The 17443-nt window shown below is 45.3% G+C and carries 20 protein-coding genes; 1 reads left to right on the forward strand and 19 read right to left on the reverse strand.

Features of this window, described 5'->3' with window-relative positions; translation table 11 throughout:
* Window positions 1-31: 31 nt before the first annotated feature.
* The 4 genes from NXZ84_RS12240 to prfA form a co-directional block, all read right to left on the reverse strand.
* Window positions 32-493, reverse strand: coding sequence for a GNAT family N-acetyltransferase (locus NXZ84_RS12240; RefSeq protein WP_258840614.1), 462 nt, complete (start codon window positions 491-493; stop codon window positions 32-34).
* 128 nt (window positions 494-621) lie between these two features.
* Window positions 622-1311 carry a stage II sporulation protein R gene (gene spoIIR / locus NXZ84_RS12245; protein WP_258840615.1) on the reverse strand — a complete coding sequence of 230 codons (690 nt, stop codon included), beginning with the start codon at window positions 1309-1311 and terminating at the stop codon, window positions 622-624.
* Between the two features lie 98 nt (window positions 1312-1409).
* Window positions 1410-2279, reverse strand: coding sequence for a peptide chain release factor N(5)-glutamine methyltransferase (gene prmC / locus NXZ84_RS12250; RefSeq protein WP_258840616.1), 870 nt, complete (start codon window positions 2277-2279; stop codon window positions 1410-1412).
* Window positions 2280-2296: 17 nt separating this feature from the next.
* Window positions 2297-3367 carry a peptide chain release factor 1 gene (gene prfA / locus NXZ84_RS12255; protein WP_258840617.1) on the reverse strand — a complete coding sequence of 357 codons (1071 nt, stop codon included), beginning with the start codon at window positions 3365-3367 and terminating at the stop codon, window positions 2297-2299.
* 209 nt (window positions 3368-3576) lie between these two features.
* Here prfA and NXZ84_RS12260 point away from each other — a divergent pair, with 209 nt between their 5' ends.
* A complete protein-coding gene (locus tag NXZ84_RS12260; RefSeq protein WP_258840618.1) occupies window positions 3577-4593 on the forward strand; it encodes a CPBP family intramembrane glutamic endopeptidase in 1017 nt (338 codons plus the stop codon).
* Window positions 4594-4641: 48 nt separating this feature from the next.
* Here NXZ84_RS12260 and NXZ84_RS12265 read toward each other — a convergent pair whose 3' ends face one another.
* The 15 genes from NXZ84_RS12265 to rpoE form a co-directional block, all read right to left on the reverse strand.
* Window positions 4642-5073: a hypothetical protein gene (locus tag NXZ84_RS12265; RefSeq protein WP_258840619.1), complete on the reverse strand. Its 432-nt coding sequence runs from the start codon at window positions 5071-5073 to the stop codon at window positions 4642-4644.
* 70 nt (window positions 5074-5143) lie between these two features.
* Window positions 5144-5743, reverse strand: coding sequence for a thymidine kinase (locus tag NXZ84_RS12270; RefSeq protein ID WP_258840620.1), 600 nt, complete (start codon window positions 5741-5743; stop codon window positions 5144-5146).
* 100 nt (window positions 5744-5843) lie between these two features.
* Window positions 5844-6044: a 50S ribosomal protein L31 gene (gene rpmE, locus NXZ84_RS12275; RefSeq protein ID WP_258840621.1), complete on the reverse strand. Its 201-nt coding sequence runs from the start codon at window positions 6042-6044 to the stop codon at window positions 5844-5846.
* A 106-nt stretch (window positions 6045-6150) separates the two neighbouring features.
* Window positions 6151-7104: a M23 family metallopeptidase gene (locus NXZ84_RS12280; RefSeq protein WP_258840622.1), complete on the reverse strand. Its 954-nt coding sequence runs from the start codon at window positions 7102-7104 to the stop codon at window positions 6151-6153.
* An 87-nt stretch (window positions 7105-7191) separates the two neighbouring features.
* Window positions 7192-8463 carry a transcription termination factor Rho gene (gene rho, locus NXZ84_RS12285; protein ID WP_258840665.1) on the reverse strand — a complete coding sequence of 424 codons (1272 nt, stop codon included), beginning with the start codon at window positions 8461-8463 and terminating at the stop codon, window positions 7192-7194.
* Window positions 8464-8528: 65 nt separating this feature from the next.
* Window positions 8529-9500 carry a class II fructose-bisphosphatase gene (gene glpX, locus NXZ84_RS12290; RefSeq protein ID WP_258840623.1) on the reverse strand — a complete coding sequence of 324 codons (972 nt, stop codon included), beginning with the start codon at window positions 9498-9500 and terminating at the stop codon, window positions 8529-8531.
* Between the two features lie 91 nt (window positions 9501-9591).
* The gene (locus tag NXZ84_RS12295) at window positions 9592-10839 is read right to left on the reverse strand and encodes a UDP-N-acetylglucosamine 1-carboxyvinyltransferase (protein WP_258840624.1); all 1248 of its coding nucleotides are present in this window, start codon (window positions 10837-10839) and stop codon (window positions 9592-9594) included.
* Between the two features lie 94 nt (window positions 10840-10933).
* On the reverse strand, window positions 10934-11578 hold the full coding sequence (gene fsa, locus NXZ84_RS12300) for a fructose-6-phosphate aldolase (protein ID WP_258840625.1): 645 nt from the start codon (window positions 11576-11578) through the stop codon (window positions 10934-10936).
* 23 nt (window positions 11579-11601) lie between these two features.
* On the reverse strand, window positions 11602-12456 hold the full coding sequence (gene fba / locus NXZ84_RS12305; protein WP_258840626.1) for a class II fructose-1,6-bisphosphate aldolase: 855 nt from the start codon (window positions 12454-12456) through the stop codon (window positions 11602-11604).
* A 78-nt stretch (window positions 12457-12534) separates the two neighbouring features.
* Window positions 12535-13038: a hypothetical protein gene (locus tag NXZ84_RS12310; RefSeq protein ID WP_258840627.1), complete on the reverse strand. Its 504-nt coding sequence runs from the start codon at window positions 13036-13038 to the stop codon at window positions 12535-12537.
* A 98-nt stretch (window positions 13039-13136) separates the two neighbouring features.
* On the reverse strand, window positions 13137-13949 hold the full coding sequence (gene kce, locus NXZ84_RS12315; RefSeq protein WP_258840628.1) for a 3-keto-5-aminohexanoate cleavage enzyme: 813 nt from the start codon (window positions 13947-13949) through the stop codon (window positions 13137-13139).
* A complete protein-coding gene (gene kal / locus NXZ84_RS12320; protein WP_258840629.1) occupies window positions 13949-14338 on the reverse strand; it encodes a 3-aminobutyryl-CoA ammonia lyase in 390 nt (129 codons plus the stop codon). Before kal ends, kce begins: the two co-directional genes overlap by 1 nt.
* A 30-nt stretch (window positions 14339-14368) precedes the next feature.
* Complete coding sequence (locus NXZ84_RS12325) at window positions 14369-14734, reverse strand: response regulator (protein WP_258840666.1); 366 nt, start codon at window positions 14732-14734, stop codon at window positions 14369-14371.
* A gap of 354 nt (window positions 14735-15088) precedes the next feature.
* Window positions 15089-16690 carry a CTP synthase gene (locus NXZ84_RS12330; protein WP_258840630.1) on the reverse strand — a complete coding sequence of 534 codons (1602 nt, stop codon included), beginning with the start codon at window positions 16688-16690 and terminating at the stop codon, window positions 15089-15091.
* Window positions 16691-16839: 149 nt separating this feature from the next.
* On the reverse strand, window positions 16840-17307 hold the full coding sequence (gene rpoE, locus NXZ84_RS12335; RefSeq protein ID WP_258840631.1) for a DNA-directed RNA polymerase subunit delta: 468 nt from the start codon (window positions 17305-17307) through the stop codon (window positions 16840-16842).
* Between the last annotated feature and the right edge of the window lie 136 nt (window positions 17308-17443).

Below are 17443 nucleotides of genomic sequence, written 5' to 3' on the forward strand. Positions count from 1 at the left end.
GGCGGTCATGTAAGAACATGATATGGGTAAGTTACACTTGTGACTGCTTGACTTGGCTCAAAGATGTGACCATCAGCACTCCACCTTTTTCACGCGCATGGTGTATATGGTCAGATTTTTTTAACTCTACAGGTAATACTTCCCACGGAACCTGCGTAAAGCCTGCCTCCTCAAAAAACCGTTTAGTCACTCCGGCAAAGAGGTACACCTTGGTTAATCGTAAGTATTGTGCAAAGGAGAGCGCTGCCCCGAACAATTCTAAGCCTACTTTTCCATTCCAAACCTCACTTTCTATTACAAAGGAACGCAATAATCCCTCGTCTCCATATACTTCGATTCCGACAGCTCCTAAAATTTGTTCATCCTCTTCTCGTTCAATCACAAGAAAGTGATCAATATGCTTGTCCACCCCCTCTTCATGTAGACCCGCTTGACAAAGCAGTTGACATATAGGAGTGATATCACGTTCCTCCGCACGTCTAATCAAAAACATTATAGGTCCCCTCCTCGTTCTCTCGCATCTCTTTCAATTTATACGCACTAGAGAAGAGGAATATCACTTTTTTCAGCTACACAAAACAAAAACCCTGTCCCACTGGAACAAGGATGGTATAACCCCTTTTATTTAAATAGTCCGGTGAAAAATTCCTTCAGGGAGTCGACGAAGAAGAACCTTACCTCAACCGGCTTGTCTTTTGTGGATGTAGTAACTGTACGCGTAACTGGATTGGCTAATGCCTCTGCCTCTGCCACCATCGCTGTCGCTTGTGAGATTTTCTCATCTTCTGAGACGGCGTCGCCATTACTCATATCGACAAAACAGAGAGGTGGAAAGAGAACACACCACCAATTATCCCCTTCCCCTTCCCCGATTGTGATACGGAGTGCTTCATACTCACCTGCAGGATAAACACGGTTACCATACATTTTTGTAGGGAAGGGAACTTGTCCAAAGTCTACATCCACTTCATAATCGTAGCCATGCTGCTTCACAATTTTAGCTGCTAATCCTTCAAATGTGGGAATGTGATCTTTTACTAGTGAACGCGCTTCTACTAAGGTATTAGGTTGATTTACCCATCCCCCCATCTCCTCTAGCACGGCATCCCTTACTTTCTGCTTCAGTGCCTGATCTTGCACAGTATCGCTGTTGGCTAAAATTCGGAGGCGTATCGACTCCTCTGGAATCGCAGTGTCATTTTCTTGAAAGGTTGTCGCCGCTACTACAGCATCTTCACCATTGGTCAGGTACAGAAAACCGCTTACTAATGCCGCTATCATCAATAAAAATGTATAAGTGCGTATTCGCATAAAATGAAGCCCCCTCATGAAACTGTTATCTTCATTATGGACAGGCTCCATTCCATTTAATCATTGACGGGCAGAAAAGAGCGATCTTTTTCCCTTTTCTATGTGCGCCACCCGATTACCATGCGCTCAATCCCAGCCAGATCAACTTTCACCTCTACATGCTCCAACCACTCCTCCAAGAGAGCAGCTACTTCTTCGCCTTGGCCTGCTCCCACTTCAAATGCGATCATCCCCCGCTCTTTTAAACACGATTGTGCCTGCTTACTGAGGATGCGATAGGGAGATAAGCCATCCTCTCCTCCATCAAGCGCCAAGTGGGGTTCATGGGAGCGTACTTCTACTTGCAAGGATGCGATCTCTACACTGGGAATATAGGGAGGGTTAGAGACGATGATATCCAGCTCCACCCCTGTCTGTATGAGCGGGGTGAGCCACTCACCTTCAGACCAGTTCACTCGCTCGCCTACACCCAATTGATTCGCATTCTGCTTAGCAACCTGCAAGGCAGCGGATGACACATCAATAGCAAAACATTGCCACTGTGGGCGTTCTAACGCCAATGTAGTAACGATTGCCCCACTGCCTGTACCGATGTCAGCCATCTTTAACTCTGACTCCTGCCACAGCTTGTCCGCTCGCTGTAGCACCGCCTCTATTAAAAGCTCTGTCTCCGGACGTGGAATCAACACAGAAGGGTTGACAGCGAAGACGCGTCCATAAAACTCATGCTCACCCAATATATACTGTATGGGGTATCCACTGCTTCGCTGTTGTAACATATCTTCTAGTTGGGAAGCTAGTGTAGAGGGAAAAGGGTGATCTAACTGTAGAAAATAGGATGTTCTTTCAAGCTGTAATAGATGAATCATCATCCATTCCGCTTCTCGGTCTGCGCTTTCGATTCCATGCTCACGTAAAAAAGAAGAAGCCTGTCGGTAGGCTTCCCGAATCGTACCTAGTTTATGCATCGAATGGTTCCTCCATTCTATTCGCTTGCCTCTTTCAGGAGTGAGGATTGCTCTTCTAAAACGAGTGAATCAATCACTTCATCCAAATCACCATCTAGGATTAGCTCCAGCTTATGCAGCGTTAACCCTATCCGGTGGTCGGTTACCCGACTTTGCGGATAGTTATAGGTTCGGATACGCTCACTGCGATCTCCTGAGCCCACTTGAGATTTTCGAGCGTCTGCCATCTTTGCCGCTTCTTCTTGTTGCTTCTGATCCAACAGACGAGCTCGTAGTACGCGCATCGCTTTATCTTTATTCTTAATCTGTGACTTTTCATCCTGGCACGAAACCACCACACCGGTTGGAAGGTGCGTAATCCGTACCGCAGACTTAGTCGTATTTACACTTTGTCCTCCCGGCCCACTGGAACAAAATGTATCAATGCGCAAATCCTTATCATGAACTTCAATATCTACTTCTTCCGCTTCTGGCAACACAGCGACAGTAGCTGTGGATGTGTGAATACGTCCCCCTGACTCCGTAGTTGGTACACGTTGCACACGATGAGCACCACTTTCATACTTTAAGCGACTGTACGCTCCCCTCCCCTGAATAGAGAAGACTACTTCTTTAAAGCCGCCTAGGCCAGTGGTGTTCGTTTCTAAGATTTCAGTCTTCCAACCTAAACGCTCTGCATAGCGAGAGTACATACGATACAGATTGGAAGCAAATAACGCTGCTTCTTCCCCCCCAGCTGCGCCCCGAATCTCGACAATAACGTTTTTATCATCATTGGGATCTTTTGGAAGAAGCAATACTTTGATGCGTTCTTCAAGCGATTCTTTCGCTGTGGTCAGCTCATCAATCTCCGCTTTTACCATTTCACGCATCTCATCGTCCATTTTATCTGCTTGCATGGAACGAGCACCTTCTAATTCTTCAAGGACTTGCTTATACTCCATATATGCTTGATGTTTTCCCTCTAAATCAGATTGCTCTTTTGAATATTGACGTAACCGCTTCGGGTCATTTAACACTTCTGGATCCATAAGGAGGCGATTCAACTCCTCATAGCGATCATGAATCGATTCCAATCGATGTAACACAGGCACTTCACTCCACTTCTAAAATAAGCCACTCCTCCTATTATAGTTGACCGAGGCAGGAAGCGTCAAAGCCGGGTATACCGCCACCGCTGACTGGGAATAGCCTAAAGCTAGAGAAATGATGGAGTAACCCCCCTTTTTACTTCTCCACTCCCCTAAAATCTGATAGGATGGAGTAAGAAATCATAATAGAACGTGAGGCGATTGGTTTGTTAGAAATCTTATCGATGATATTCACCTTTCTCCCGTTTATCTTCATTCTCGTACTCGCTAATGTCGTAGATCGGTTACGATCAGGAGGAGACAACCCATCTGCCGGAACGGTTGTGGGAGTTATTACGATTCTTCTTACTGTCGGTTTACTCCTACTCTCATGGTTGTTAGCGATCGGTAACATGATGCTACCCGCTTTTACGGGAGAAACCATCACACAAGCAAACACGTCCGCACTGTTTATGGAGAAACTTCCTTATATCGTCGGAATCAGCATTTCCACGCTATTGGGTATGTTCTTGCTCATTCCAGCCGTGCGACGACTAGTGGCAAAAGTGATTCCCATTAACCCCACACAGCAAGTACACGCTGTCTCCCTCTCCTTTTCCACCCTGATCCTGTTGCAAATGTTTATGACATTAGGAATGGGACTAGACAGTTTAGCCGATTTGGAGCAGCAGATGCCACTTGCATCCATCTGGGCACAAGATATTATGCTCTTCATCCTGGGATTACTTGGAGTTGGGTGGGTGGTTCGTCATCAGTTGACTCCCACTTTGAATCGATTAGGCATCGTTTTACCCACCCTTTCTAATGTGGCAACAGGAGTATTTATGGGCTTTGCTTTATTTGCGATTATCATCAGTATTGAGTTGATTTTCAACTATTTAGGTATAGCGATGACAAATAAAGAAGTTGAAGATGCGACAGAAAGTTTGATCGGGCCTCTAACCGCATCCCTTCCGGGTGTGCTTACACTCGGGTTCGCCGCTGCACTCGGAGAAGAAACGATCTTTCGTGGTGCATTATTGCCCCGCTTTGGTCTCGTATTAAGCTCACTCTTATTCGCCTTACTCCACAGCCAATATGGATTGAGCTCCTCTACATTTATCGTCTTTATACTCGGTCTAATCCTTGGAGTCATTCGCATGCGCACCAACACAACGACAGCTATGCTTACGCATGCCACCTATAATATCTCACTCGGTCTTATCGCCCTGTACGCGACATAAGAAAGCTAAAAGCGGAGGAAAATTTATTCCTCCGCTTTTGCTATGCTCCTACTCTGCTGTTCCTCCCAAGAGGCGCTCTAACCAAGAAGTTGGTTTCTTTTTCACCTTGACATCCACACGATACCGAGGCATCGCTATTTGCACTTTTTTCTCCACCTCGGTTTGTAAGCGTGCCATTTCTTGCTTATTTAACTGAGCGACAGGGACCACATTTACTTCTGCATCAGGACCTGTGATCCTAGCTTTTGCCTCTTTTACCCCATTTACCATCTTTGCTGTCTCTACCATTTTCTTTTGATCACTACCCACAGTTGCTGTGTTCCAATCGCCAACGCGTAAATTGGGATTAGCATTGGACAAACCGTGATAACCATCATCACTTTTATAGCGCTGATTCGCCTCTTGCTCAGAAGAACAAGCTGTAACAAGTCCTATTACGAGTAGTACCAGCAAAAATCCTTTTCCGATTCGCTTGAGCATAAAGGCACCTCCCTGTCCTTAGTATGTACAAAGGACAAGGCTAGAGATGATGCTATTTTGTACCACTACTCTACAGTTCTACTTGGTGACAGTGACGACAACGCGCCTCATACTGTTCAGCCGCACCCACTTGAATTATCGAATCATCCTTTTTCGCTGGTTGCTGCTGCAATAAACGCTGTGTACGGCTAGCAGGAGCCCCGCAATGAACACAGATAGCTTGCAGCTTCGTAACGTGTTCGGCAACGGCTAATAACTGCGGTGTGGGACCAAATGGGTGACCACGAAAATCTTGATCCAAACCTGCACAAATCACTCTTTTTCCTTCTGTTGCCATCCGGCTAGCCACTTCTACAATTTCGTCATCAAAAAACTGTACCTCATCGATTGCTACAACCTGCACTTCATCCGGTAAGCTAGCCCAAATTTCTTGCGCAACATTTACCGAGATGGCCTCCACATGAAGACCATTATGTGAACTGATCTCCCCTGCCCGATAACGATCATCAATCTTGGGCTTATAAACAACAACTCGCATCCTTGCAATACGCGCGCGTCGAATTCGCCGGATCAACTCTTCGCTCTTACCCGAAAACATTCCTCCGCAGATAATCTCAATCCACCCCTCACGCGGAGGAATCGCACCTTGTTGCATATATATGATGTTCATCTCCTTCTTCCCCAGTTAAAAAGCAAAAACAGGCGAGCTAGGCGCTCACCTGTTTCCGGAAAAAACCATCCCACATGGCTCTTCCTATCTTATGAAGTAATTACTTCATGTTATATTTTTTCTTAAAGCGATCGACACGACCACCTGCGTTGATCAGTTTCTGCTTACCTGTATAGAAAGGATGGCATTCCGAACAAATATCCACACGCAAGGATTCTTTGGTCGAACCTGTTTCAAATGTGTTACCGCATGCACATGTCACGGTCGTCATTTTATATTCGGGATGAATTGCTGTTTTCATAACCCTCACCTCTTTCTTCTACCCATCCGCTATTCGTATCTTGAAACTCTGGATCATTATAGCATGCCACATCTTTTTTCGCAACAGAGGTGCTGATCTTGTACATTTATGGTAGGACGGAGAGAGGATCAATCGGATTATCATGCTTTCGCACCTCCAGATGGAGATGAACACCCGTAGAGTCCCCGGTCGTTCCCATATATCCCAGTGCTTCTCCCCTACCTAACCGTTGCCCTTTACTAACAATGAGCTTACTTAAGTGTGCATAGTACGTAACCCAACCACCACCATGATCAACGACAACTAAATTTCCGTAGCCACCACTATAGCCTGCGCGGGTGACCTCACCCGCTTTAGCACTTACAATAACATTGGCCGACTTGTTAGCGTTGGTGATATCCATCCCCTTATGCATGGCACCTCCACGCCAACCAAAACGACTGGTGATTTGCCCTTTTACTGGCCAGATAAAACCAGAAGTAGCATCCACCTTCGCCTTCGATTTCGATGTGGCTAATGCCACTTTCTCTTTTTTGATTTTTTCTTTACTGGGAACGCGAATAACCTGTCCTACGTAGAGAAGTTCTAAATCTTCCTTTTCATTTAGTACGCGCAACAAAGAAGGACTGGTCTTATATTTCTTTGCCAGACTCTTGATCGTATCTTTTTCCTGAACACGCACACGCTTTACTTGGTACGGCATCTTAATCTTTTGACCTGGGTAAATTGCCCAATCGTTGGTAATTCCGTTGTGAAGAGCGATCTCTTTGGGAGTAGTTCCATACTTTCTTCCAATTCCATAAAGAGTATCCCCCCCTTTAACACGATAGACGACTTCATCCAATACAGGGGTGGCCAAATGGTCTTCATCCACGGATGCGATCGGATTTAAATACTGCACCAGTGCTTGTTGCGCAACTTTCTCTTCTTTGGTATCCATACGCTCTGGTGGGAGGAATTCATCTGTATCCATGGCCAGTGCGGTTGAACTGTTACCAGTAACCCAAGTTACTGTACATAAGGAAAGCGAAGAAGCGAGAAGGGCTTTTTTATTGGTCATCTCATCACCTCGCACCTAGGTTTCATAAAAGAAAAATAAGTTCTCTCCAATCCTTATGTGCGGGAATGAGACAGTATGACACTTCCTTTAAGAAGCATTTGTGGAGGAACGGGGGTTGTTCGTCTGTAATGAGGATAAAAATTCTTCGTTTGTCTTATAATAGCGCAGTTTTCGCAAAAACGCTTCCACGTAATCTGGGCTATCAGACATCGTTTTGCGCAGTGACCACAACTTTTCTAAATCCTCTTTCGATAAAAGTAGCTCTTCACGCCTTGTCCCAGAGCGTCGCAAGTCGATAGCCGGAAATACCCGTCGCTCGGCTAATCTTCGTTCAAGATGAAGTTCCATATTACCAGTTCCTTTAAACTCCTCATATATCACATCATCCATGCGCGAACCCGTATCAACCAATGCAGTCGCCAAGATGGTCAGGCTACCGCCCTCTTCAATATTACGCGCGGCACCAAAGAATCGCTTTGGTCGATGAAAAGCCGCCGGATCTATACCTCCAGAAAGGGTACGACCACTTGGAGGAATCACTAAATTGTATGCGCGCGCCAAACGCGTAATACTATCTAAGAGAATTACCACGTCTTTCTTCTGTTCTACTAACCTTTGCGCACGATCCATTACAAGCTCTGCCACTTTGATATGATTTTCTGGCACCTCATCAAAAGTAGAACTTACAACTTCCCCTTTAACAGAGCGCTGCATATCCGTTACTTCTTCTGGTCGTTCGTCAATCAAGAGGACAAACAACTCTACCTCAGGATGGTTCGTTGTAATGCTATTGGCAATCTCCTTAAGTAGCATCGTTTTCCCAGCTTTAGGTTGCGCCACCACTAAACCACGCTGTCCCAATCCTACTGGGGTCACCATATCCATAATACGGGTTGATAACTGTTCTGGTTGCGTTTCTAAAAAAAGCTTTTGCTGCGGATATAATGGAGTTAAGGAGGAGAACTGAGGGCGGTTTTGAATGCGATGCGGATCTTCACCATTTACTGCCTCCACGTGGAGGAGTCCATAATAACGCTCATTCTCTTTCGGTGGACGCACCTTTCCAGCTACTAAATCTCCCGAGCGCAAACTAAAACGACGAATTTGTGAGGCAGAGATATAGATGTCCTCTTTGGAGGGAAGGTATTGATGAGCCCGCAAAAATCCATATCCATCTGCCATCATATCAAGAACCCCTGACATAAACAGAAGTCCTTCTGCCTCCGCATTCGCCTTTAAGATAGCGAGAACGAGCTCTTTTTTCTTCATCTGACTATAGTAGGGAATATGATAATCCCTCGCTAATTGGAATAAATCCGCCATCCGGCTCGACTCTAATACTTTCAATGTTACTTCCATTTTTAACAACGTCACCACACTATTTTTTTGAATTCTCAATCCATTTTATCCTCATATGAACCAACCTATTCCTGTCCCAAAACGAGATTCGGTTTCTTCTCCAAACGATGCTTTCCTTCAACAAAGCGAACCGTTCCCGTTTTAGCACGCATCACCAAAGAATGCGTCGTCGCAACGGTTCCACTGTAACGAACCCCTTGTAATAACTCTCCGTCCGTCACACCCGTAGCAGCAAAAATCGCATCATCCCCTTTGACGAGGTCGTTCATATACAAAATCTGATTTACTTCCCGGATCCCCATCTTTGCACAGCGTTCGACCTGCTCATCATTTTCCGGCAACAGTCGACCTTGCAGTTCTCCACCTAAACATTTCAAAGCAACAGCTGCCAACACACCTTCTGGAGCTCCACCACTCCCAAACAAGATATCTACCCCTGTGTCGGGAAAGGCTGTATTCATCGCTGCTGCTACATCACCATCCGGTATGAGCTTGATACGCGCTCCTGCTGCTCGCACTTCTTCGATCAGCTTGGCATGGCGAGGACGATCCAAGATAACCGCTACCAGATCTGCAATCTCTTTCCCCGATGCTTTCGCCACAGCTTGCAGATTATCCTTCACCGGCGCATCAATATTAACCACGCCTACAGCATCCGGTCCAACCGCAATTTTATCCATATACATATCAGGCGCGTGCAAAAGATGACCACGCTCTGCTATCGCTACTACTGAGAGTGCATTCCATAATCCGTGTGCAACGATGTTGGTTCCCTCAAGAGGGTCGACCGCTACATCTACTTCAGGCAAATATCCCAGACCTAATTTCTCCCCAATATAAAGCATCGGAGCCTCATCCATCTCTCCTTCGCCTATCACTACTGTGCCACGCATCGGGATGGTGTCAAACACTTTCCGCATCGCACTGGTCGCTGCTTCATCTGCTTCATCTTTTTTTCCGAATCCCATCCAACGCCCTGACTGTATGGCTGCCGCTTCTGTCACTCGAACCAATTCCATCGTTAAACTTCTTTCCATCGGAATCCACTCCCTATAGACATCTCATCTATATAATAGAGTATCACAATCACTTGTTATATTACACTCTATATTTGATGACAGATCTCTCTTACTCACTCCAAACTTCTGCTCCTAATTGCACCAATTTCCGTTCGATCTGTTCATATCCTCGCCTGATGTGATGTGTTTCTCCTACCTTGGTCACACCCTCAGCAATAAGACCCGCCACTAATAGAGCTGCCCCTGCACGCAAATCACTCGCTCGCACTTGAGTACCTGATAAGCTACTTCTCCCTTGTACGACAGCCACTCTCCCCTGTGTACGCACGTGAGCCCCCATACGCTGTAATTCGTCAATATATTTAAAACGGCCGGAATAGATATTGTCCGTTACTAAGCTTGTTCCGTCTGCTTGCGTCAACAACGCGGTAAATGGTTGTTGTAAATCAGTGGGGAATCCGGGATAAGGTAATGTTTTTACGTCAACTGCTTGTAATCGATCGCTACCCTTCACAAAGATCTCCTCTAGCGACTCTTCTACCGTAACGCCCATCTCACGAAGTTTAGCTGTTAAAGGTTCCAAATGCTTAGGAATCACATGTTCCACAACTACCTCGCCACCAGTAGCTGCAGCTGCGATCATATAGGTGCCTGCTTCAATCCGATCTGGAATAATGGAATGACGACAACCTCTTAGTTTTGAAGCACCCACTATCCTGATCACATCTGTTCCCGCACCTTTAATCTTCGCACCCATAGAACAAAGCAAAGTTGCCACATCAATGATCTCTGGCTCCTTAGCCGCATTTTCAATCACCGTTTGTCCCGTCGCACATACGGCTGCCAACATAATATTAATTGTCGCACCTACACTAACTACATCTAAAAAGATACGCGCCCCGCGCAACTGATTAGCCTCAATACGAATTTCACCCTCCTTTCGTTGTACATTTGCTCCTAGCGCTTCAAATCCCTTAATATGTTGATCAATCGGGCGCGGCCCTAGATGGCAACCGCCCGGAAAGCCAATCGTCACCTCATTAAACCGACCTAAGAGTGCACCCATTAGATAGTATGAGGCACGCATGCTCTGTACCTTCTCGTTACCGATTGGAATATTATCGACAGTGCTCGTATCCAACGTTAGTTCATCTCCATCAACCTGTACAGTTGCACCTAGTTGTTGCAGAAGTTCACAGTAAGTCTTAACATCCTCAATCGCCGGTACATTTTCAATAACAACAGGCTCTTGCGCCAATAAAGTAGCCGGTATTAAAGCGACAGCACTATTTTTAGCTCCACCGATAGCAACACTTCCTCTTAGAGGAGTTCTCCCTTTTACACACAGCATGGTCACCCTCACCTCCTCGCAAATAAAACGTTCATGTGCCTTGATAAAGGTATACCGGCGGGGAGTTTGATTCCACCGCCGGTCGCTTAAACTACTTTCTCTATTTTAATGCTTGTTCCCAATCCTGTTGAAACTTCTCAATCCCTTGATCCGTAAGAGGATGACGAACCAACTGTGTCAACACTTTATATGGCACGGTAGCGATATGCGCTCCATTTAGAGCGGCCTGGGTCACATGTACCGGATGACGAGTGCTAGCAGCAATAATCTCTGACTGTAAACCGTGAATACGGAAAAGCTCTGCAACTTCCCCAATCAGGGCGATGCCGTCGTATCCGATATCGTCTAAACGCCCGATAAAAGGACTAACAAAAGAGGCACCTGCTCTCGCTGCCATCAAGGCTTGATTAGTGGAGAAGATGAGGGTAACATTTGTTTTGATTCCCTCTTGCGAAAAGCGATGTACAGCTTTTAACCCTTCTAACGTCATCGGTACCTTGATGTTAATTTGATCTGAAATTTTGGCGAGGCGGAGACCTTCTTCAATCATGCCATGCGCATCAGGACTCATCACTTCAGCACTGACGGGGCCAGTGGTAATCCCCACGATCTCCTGCAAAACTTCCTCAAAAACTCGTCCAGATTTTGCGATCAGACTTGGGTTAGTGGTTACTCCTGAAAGCAATCCCCACTCATCAACCTCTTTAATCTCCTCAACAATGGCTGTATCAATAAAAAATTTCATAATATCCTCCTCAACCTCTTCCCTTATGCTTTGCCCGTACTTCCAAATAGACGCATCTTGGAACGCACGGTCTCTTTAATCGCTTCTCGTCCTGGACCTAAGTATTTACGCGGATCAATCATATCCGGATCCGACTGTAATCGTTCACGAATCGCCTGTGTACACGTAACTTGGCTTTCCGTATTAACGTTAATTTTTCCGACACCCAGCTCAATGGAACGTTGAATCGCCGCATCAGGAACACCCGAACCGCCGTGAAGAACGATGGGAGCATCGATCTGCCTACTTACCTCCGCAATCGTATCAAAGTTAATCTTTGGTTCTCCTTTGTACATTCCATGTGCAGTCCCAACCGCAATCGCCATAGCATCTACCTGTGTCTCCTGCCAAAAGCGGATTGCTTCTTTTGGGTTTGCCAATTGTGCATCTGCCTCATCCACTTCAAGGTCGTCTTCCACACCGCCGATAGTACCTAATTCTCCCTCTACCGAGACCCCAACCGCATGGGCGGCTTTCACCACTTCCTGAGTAAGACGAATATTCTCTTCTAAAGGATAATGAGAACCATCAAACATCACTGAAGAGAAGCCGGCACGGATGCACTTCATCACTACATCAAAACTACTACCGTGATCTAAATGCAAAGCTACCGGAACATTTGCCTCTCTAGCAGCAATTTTAGCTAATGCTACTACATTTTCTAAACCCATGTAGCGAATAGCACCTTCACTTGCCCCAAAAATAAAAGGAGACTGCTCTTCTTTTGCCGCTTCCATGATTCCTTGTGTAAACTCAAGATTGTTCATATTAAATTGTCCCACAGCGAAGCCCTCTTCTTTCGCGCGAGGCAAAAAAGCTGTCATTGGTACGAGTGGCATTGTTACGTCCTCCTTCATTGGATGTGTGGGTGATGATCATTCGACATTATACCACTTTCCGCTAAATGAAGTCAGCCATCAATCCTGCATCTCTTCATAGATGGCTGTCATCGCACATTTAGGTGAACAGTATTCGCTGTCATCCCCTTCTTCACGCAAAAAACGTTCAATCCCTAATTCGATGCGCAATGGATCGAACGGATCAAACTCCATATGACAATACATACATGCTTTCATCTGAGTTAGCTCAGCGAGCAGTGAAACAAACGAGATACCTTCTTCGACAAGCTCGTAGTGGGTATGTAAATGCTCTAACAACGGTTCCTGAAAATAAAAAAAGAGCGGGTCCTCTTCCTTGTAGCGACTCGGACTCCACATCACCCAAACGCCATCGGAACGATACAATGTATACACTTCTTCTGCTATTTGGACTGATGCCCGCAATAAACTTTCATAGGTGGGAAATCGGAGAGATTCCGCTAAATTATCCAATAGTGCTCCATCAACTTCCGCTAACACCTGCGCCAGATCAACTTCATCTAATGCTGTTTCCCAGTCTATATCGTGTTCTGCCGTTGACATGCCTCTTCAATCACCCTTATCTTCTCTATATTTCCTCTATTTTATCACAAAACTACCTAACTGCAGTTATCCTTTCCTCTTCGCAATCTTTTACGCGCCTATGATATGCCCAATATCTCTCTGGCTTCCCCAGGTGTAGCAATGGGACGCTCCAACTCTTTTGCGATACGGGCTATTCGCGCCACTAGCTGTTCATTAGAAGCTAATTCACCTTTGCGAAAATATAAATTATCCTCTAACCCTACGCGTACATGTCCCCCCATCACCATCGCCATTGTCGCTAAAGGCAGTTGCGCACGTCCGATACCAGCCACGCTCCAGGTTGCTCTTGCTGGTAGTTGTGCAACCAAATGTACCAAATTACTTGCGGTTGCAGGAATAGCTCCCGGTACACCCATAACAAAATCGAAATGATGATTTTTACCTACAATCCCCTCCTTCACAAGTTGCAATGCATTTCTGATCATTCCGACATCAAAAATCTCAAACTCCGGATAGATACGATTTTCTTTCATCGTCCTTGCCAACATCCTTATATCTTGCGGAGTGTTTAAAAATACATCCTCTCCAAAATTGATCGACCCTGTTGTAAGCGTTGCCATTTCTGGATATAGCGAAAGCGGCTGTGCCCGCTCTTCGATATTCATCCCCACCGCTCCACCTGTCGATACTTGAATAATTATATCACAGCGCTTTTTTATCTCATCCATGGCAGCCCGATATAACCCTGCATCTTGACTAGCATTCCCTAGATGATCACGCACATGGATGTGAGCGATCGCTGCGCCCGCTCTCCATGACGCTTCGGCTGCCTTACCAATCTCGACAGCGGTTAACGGTAACTGAGGGTGATCAGCACGACTAGCCTCCGCTCCGACTAGAGCCACCGTAATCATCAACTTTTCCGTCATTATTTCCCCTCCCGCTGTCTCTCCAACGGCACCACACATGTACCTGAAGCTTTGGCCACAACCATAGGCTCAGATAAGAGTGTAGCACGAGAGGGTTCATCCGCATTTCTGCTACCGGCAATCACCTTATATGCGGTAAAACTCATCTTTCGGGATGTATGTCCCACTTTTTCAATCCGCCCAACTACTTCGATAAAATCCCCCGCAAACACTGGCGCTGTAAAAGTAACTTGATCATAGGCGACAAATAACCCCTCGTCCCCATCTTGTCGAATCAACAACTCCGTCGCCACATCTCCAAAGAGAGCCATCATGCGAGCCCCATCCACCAGATCCCCACCGTAGTGAGCATCTGCCTGACTCATACGAACACGTAAATTGGCCTTCACACTACCCCTCCCCTTTGCTTCGACTCTTTTTTAGGAAACGAGCTGCTTCACCACTTCTAAGCGTAATTCATCAATATCAAATGGCTTTGTAAAATGAGCAAGCGCCCCCAACTTTGTCGCCTCTTCCATTAAATCTAACTCACCATATGCCGTCATCATGATCACTTTGGTATGCGGACGTTTTATCCGCAATCTTCGCAGCATCTCAATTCCGTCCATGCCTGGCATCTTCATATCGAGTAAAATCAAATCAGGGTCTTGTTCATCAATAATCTCCAACGCTGCACTTCCATTCTCCGCTTGAAAAACAGAAAATTCCTCTCTGGAGAGCACCTCTTTTAACAATATGCGTATACCGTACTGATCATCTACAATTAGTACTTTCTTATTTCTCATCGACACCTTCCCCCCTCCCTCAGAGATTCATTTTATCCAGAATAATCAAATCGAAAGCAACCTTTTCCTTATTTTTTATAGTTCGTGTAACGACAATAATATCCTTCTTCCTACACCTAAAAAAAAATGATTCATTGTATACATATAACGCGAAGCAGGAGATCAGTTTCATATCAAACCTAATTATTAACATAAATATCATAAAATGCGTGGTGTTCAACCCTATATTTTCTTTATAACAACACGCCACTATTTGAACATTTCCCTGGCCCGCTCTTTTAAAAGACTAAAAACAGACTGCTGAGACTATCTCAACAGTCTGTTGACTTTTTGCTTACAAAAAATCTTTCTCACTTATTTTTTCAAACGCAAAGAAGCCATGATAAATTGATTAAATAGCGGCTGGGGTCGATTAGGACGAGAAGTAAATTCAGGATGGAACTGACTTCCGACAAACCAAGGATGATCTTTTAGTTCGACAATCTCAACTAAGCGGCCATTAGGAGAAGTCCCAGAGAATACATATCCCGCCTGCTCCATCTGTTCACGATAGGCATTATTAAACTCATAACGGTGGCGGTGACGCTCATAGACAAGCCCATTCCCGTATGCTTGTTGTGCAATTGTGTCCGGCTTTAACTTACACGGCTCTAACCCAAGCCGCATCGTGCCCCCCAAGTCCTCAATCTCCTTTTGTTCTGGCAATAGATCGATAACTGGATGCGGCGTTTCTGCATCAAATTCAGAGCTATTGGCGTTCTGCAATCCAGCCACATGACGTGCTCCTTCAATACATGCCATTTGCATCCCGAGACATATCCCAAGAAAAGGAACCTTCTGTTCACGTGCATACTGAATAGCAGTAACCTTTCCTTCAATTCCGCGATCACCAAATCCACCTGGAACAAGGATGCCATCTACCTTCCCCAGTTCTGCTTCTACATTCGCTAGCGTCAACAATTCCGAATCTACCCAGCGAATCTCCACATCAGAGTCATTAGCGATACCTGCATGCTTTAATGCTTCCACAACAGACATATACGCATCCGGCAAAGCAACATACTTCCCGACGATGGCAATCGTCAATTGCTGTTGTAGGTTTTTTACTTTTTGGACTAAAGCTGTCCACTCTGTCATATTCGCTTCATTGCAAGCCAGACCGAGGTGTTCAATCACGATCTGATCCATTTTTTGTGCCTGCAACATGAGTGGAACTTCATACAACGTTTCTGCATCTCTCGCTTCGATCACAGCATCAGCATCAATATCGCAGAAAAGTGCAATCTTGTTACGCATATCTGCCGACAGTGGATACTCCGTCCTACAAACGATGAGATGAGGTTGAATCCCAATACTGCGCAATTCCTTCACACTATGTTGCGTCGGCTTCGTCTTCAACTCTCCTGCAGCCTTCAACATCGGAATGAGCGTACAGTGTATATACATAACATTGTTACGTCCAACTTCGCTTTTCATCTGCCGAATCGCTTCTAGGAAAGGTAAACTTTCAATATCACCCACTGTCCCCCCAATTTCAGTTATAACCACATCAGGGTGTGTTTCCCGTGCAGCGCGATAGACACGATCTTTAATCTCATTAGTGATATGCGGAATAACTTGTACCGTTCCACCCAAATAGTCCCCACGACGTTCTTTATTAATCACTGTTGAGTAAATTTTACCAGTAGTTACATTGCTGTATTTGCTCAGATTTATGTCAATAAAGCGCTCATAATGACCCAAATCCAAGTCTGTTTCTGCACCGTCATCCGTTACGAACACTTCACCGTGTTGATAAGGACTCATCGTCCCAGGATCCACATTAATATAAGGATCAAACTTTTGTATCGTAACCGATAACCCCCGATTTTTTAACAAACGCCCTAGCGAAGCAGCAGTAATCCCTTTTCCTAGAGAAGAAACCACGCCACCTGTCACAAAGATAAATTTAGTCATGGATTTTAGCCTCCCAGCATAGTTTGTCCCACTATATACAAATAGAAAAGAGCGCCCACCCATTAATTGGGGGACGCTCTTCAACTTGCTTTATATCATCCGTTCTTCTGTAGCCCAAGCATCATTTTATCCTTTGATCATCCTGCTTGTCAAGATGTTTCCTCAAGGTCATCATCTTCGCTGTCCATGTCTTCAAAATCCTCGTCATCAGCGTCAAATTCATGGAAACCCGCATCTTCATCGTCATCGATGGCATCATTTTCTTCGATTGGCTCTTCTTCAAACTCTTCTAGCTCTTCATTTGCAAAGTCGTCTTCTTTTACATTGGCGGCTACGGCTGAATCGGTAGCTTGATCGAGAGAGTACCATTTCTTTAATCCCCACAAGCTTCTACCTACACATATATAGCGGCCATCAATTGTAATCTCTGTATATAGTTGTGAAATAAAGTGCGCCTTTTCTTCCTTATTCATTCCTTTGATCTGAGCCACTTCTTCATAGATATCTTGATAAAGCATCGGTTCGCCCTTCTGCTTCAAGAGCAGATATGCGAGCTCTACCATACTTGCTTCATGAATTTGTTCTTTGCTCAGTCCAAATGTTTTCTTATCAGCCATCAATCAATCACCCTTTATATGGTAAATAAAACAATTAACCCCGTTATTTGTGTTCATTTGCTCCGTCTATTGTATCCCACTGGCGGCTGAAGTCAACACCCTTTCTACTCCCCATCATTATGGGCAAAGAGGTGAG

Origin of the sequence: Mechercharimyces sp. CAU 1602 (assembly GCF_024753565.1) — a bacterium.
Classification (GTDB): Bacteria; Bacillota; Bacilli; order Thermoactinomycetales; family JANTPT01; genus Mechercharimyces.

What these genes read in the sequence shown, in the direction of transcription:
- rho (WP_258840665.1), bottom strand. Translation starts at nt 8,463, where the DNA reads ATGGAAGTAACATTGAAAGTATTAGAGTCGAGCCGGATGGCGGATTTA.
- prmC (WP_258840616.1), bottom strand. Translation starts at nt 2,279, where the DNA reads ATGCATAAACTAGGTACGATTCGGGAAGCCTACCGACAGGCTTCTTCT.
- spoIIR (WP_258840615.1), bottom strand. Translation starts at nt 1,311, where the DNA reads ATGCGAATACGCACTTATACATTTTTATTGATGATAGCGGCATTAGTA.
- NXZ84_RS12325 (WP_258840666.1), bottom strand. Translation starts at nt 14,734, where the DNA reads ATGAGAAATAAGAAAGTACTAATTGTAGATGATCAGTACGGTATACGC.
- kce (WP_258840628.1), bottom strand. Translation starts at nt 13,949, where the DNA reads ATGACGGAAAAGTTGATGATTACGGTGGCTCTAGTCGGAGCGGAGGCT.
- NXZ84_RS12265 (WP_258840619.1), bottom strand. Translation starts at nt 5,073, where the DNA reads ATGCTCAAGCGAATCGGAAAAGGATTTTTGCTGGTACTACTCGTAATA.
- fba (WP_258840626.1), bottom strand. Translation starts at nt 12,456, where the DNA reads ATGCCACTCGTACCAATGACAGCTTTTTTGCCTCGCGCGAAAGAAGAG.
- fsa (WP_258840625.1), bottom strand. Translation starts at nt 11,578, where the DNA reads ATGAAATTTTTTATTGATACAGCCATTGTTGAGGAGATTAAAGAGGTT.
- NXZ84_RS12330 (WP_258840630.1), bottom strand. Translation starts at nt 16,690, where the DNA reads ATGACTAAATTTATCTTTGTGACAGGTGGCGTGGTTTCTTCTCTAGGA.
- NXZ84_RS12270 (WP_258840620.1), bottom strand. Translation starts at nt 5,743, where the DNA reads ATGAACATCATATATATGCAACAAGGTGCGATTCCTCCGCGTGAGGGG.
- rpmE (WP_258840621.1), bottom strand. Translation starts at nt 6,044, where the DNA reads ATGAAAACAGCAATTCATCCCGAATATAAAATGACGACCGTGACATGT.
- glpX (WP_258840623.1), bottom strand. Translation starts at nt 9,500, where the DNA reads ATGGAAAGAAGTTTAACGATGGAATTGGTTCGAGTGACAGAAGCGGCA.
- NXZ84_RS12280 (WP_258840622.1), bottom strand. Translation starts at nt 7,104, where the DNA reads ATGACCAATAAAAAAGCCCTTCTCGCTTCTTCGCTTTCCTTATGTACA.
- NXZ84_RS12240 (WP_258840614.1), bottom strand. Translation starts at nt 493, where the DNA reads ATGTTTTTGATTAGACGTGCGGAGGAACGTGATATCACTCCTATATGT.
- rpoE (WP_258840631.1), bottom strand. Translation starts at nt 17,307, where the DNA reads ATGGCTGATAAGAAAACATTTGGACTGAGCAAAGAACAAATTCATGAA.
- NXZ84_RS12310 (WP_258840627.1), bottom strand. Translation starts at nt 13,038, where the DNA reads ATGTCAACGGCAGAACACGATATAGACTGGGAAACAGCATTAGATGAA.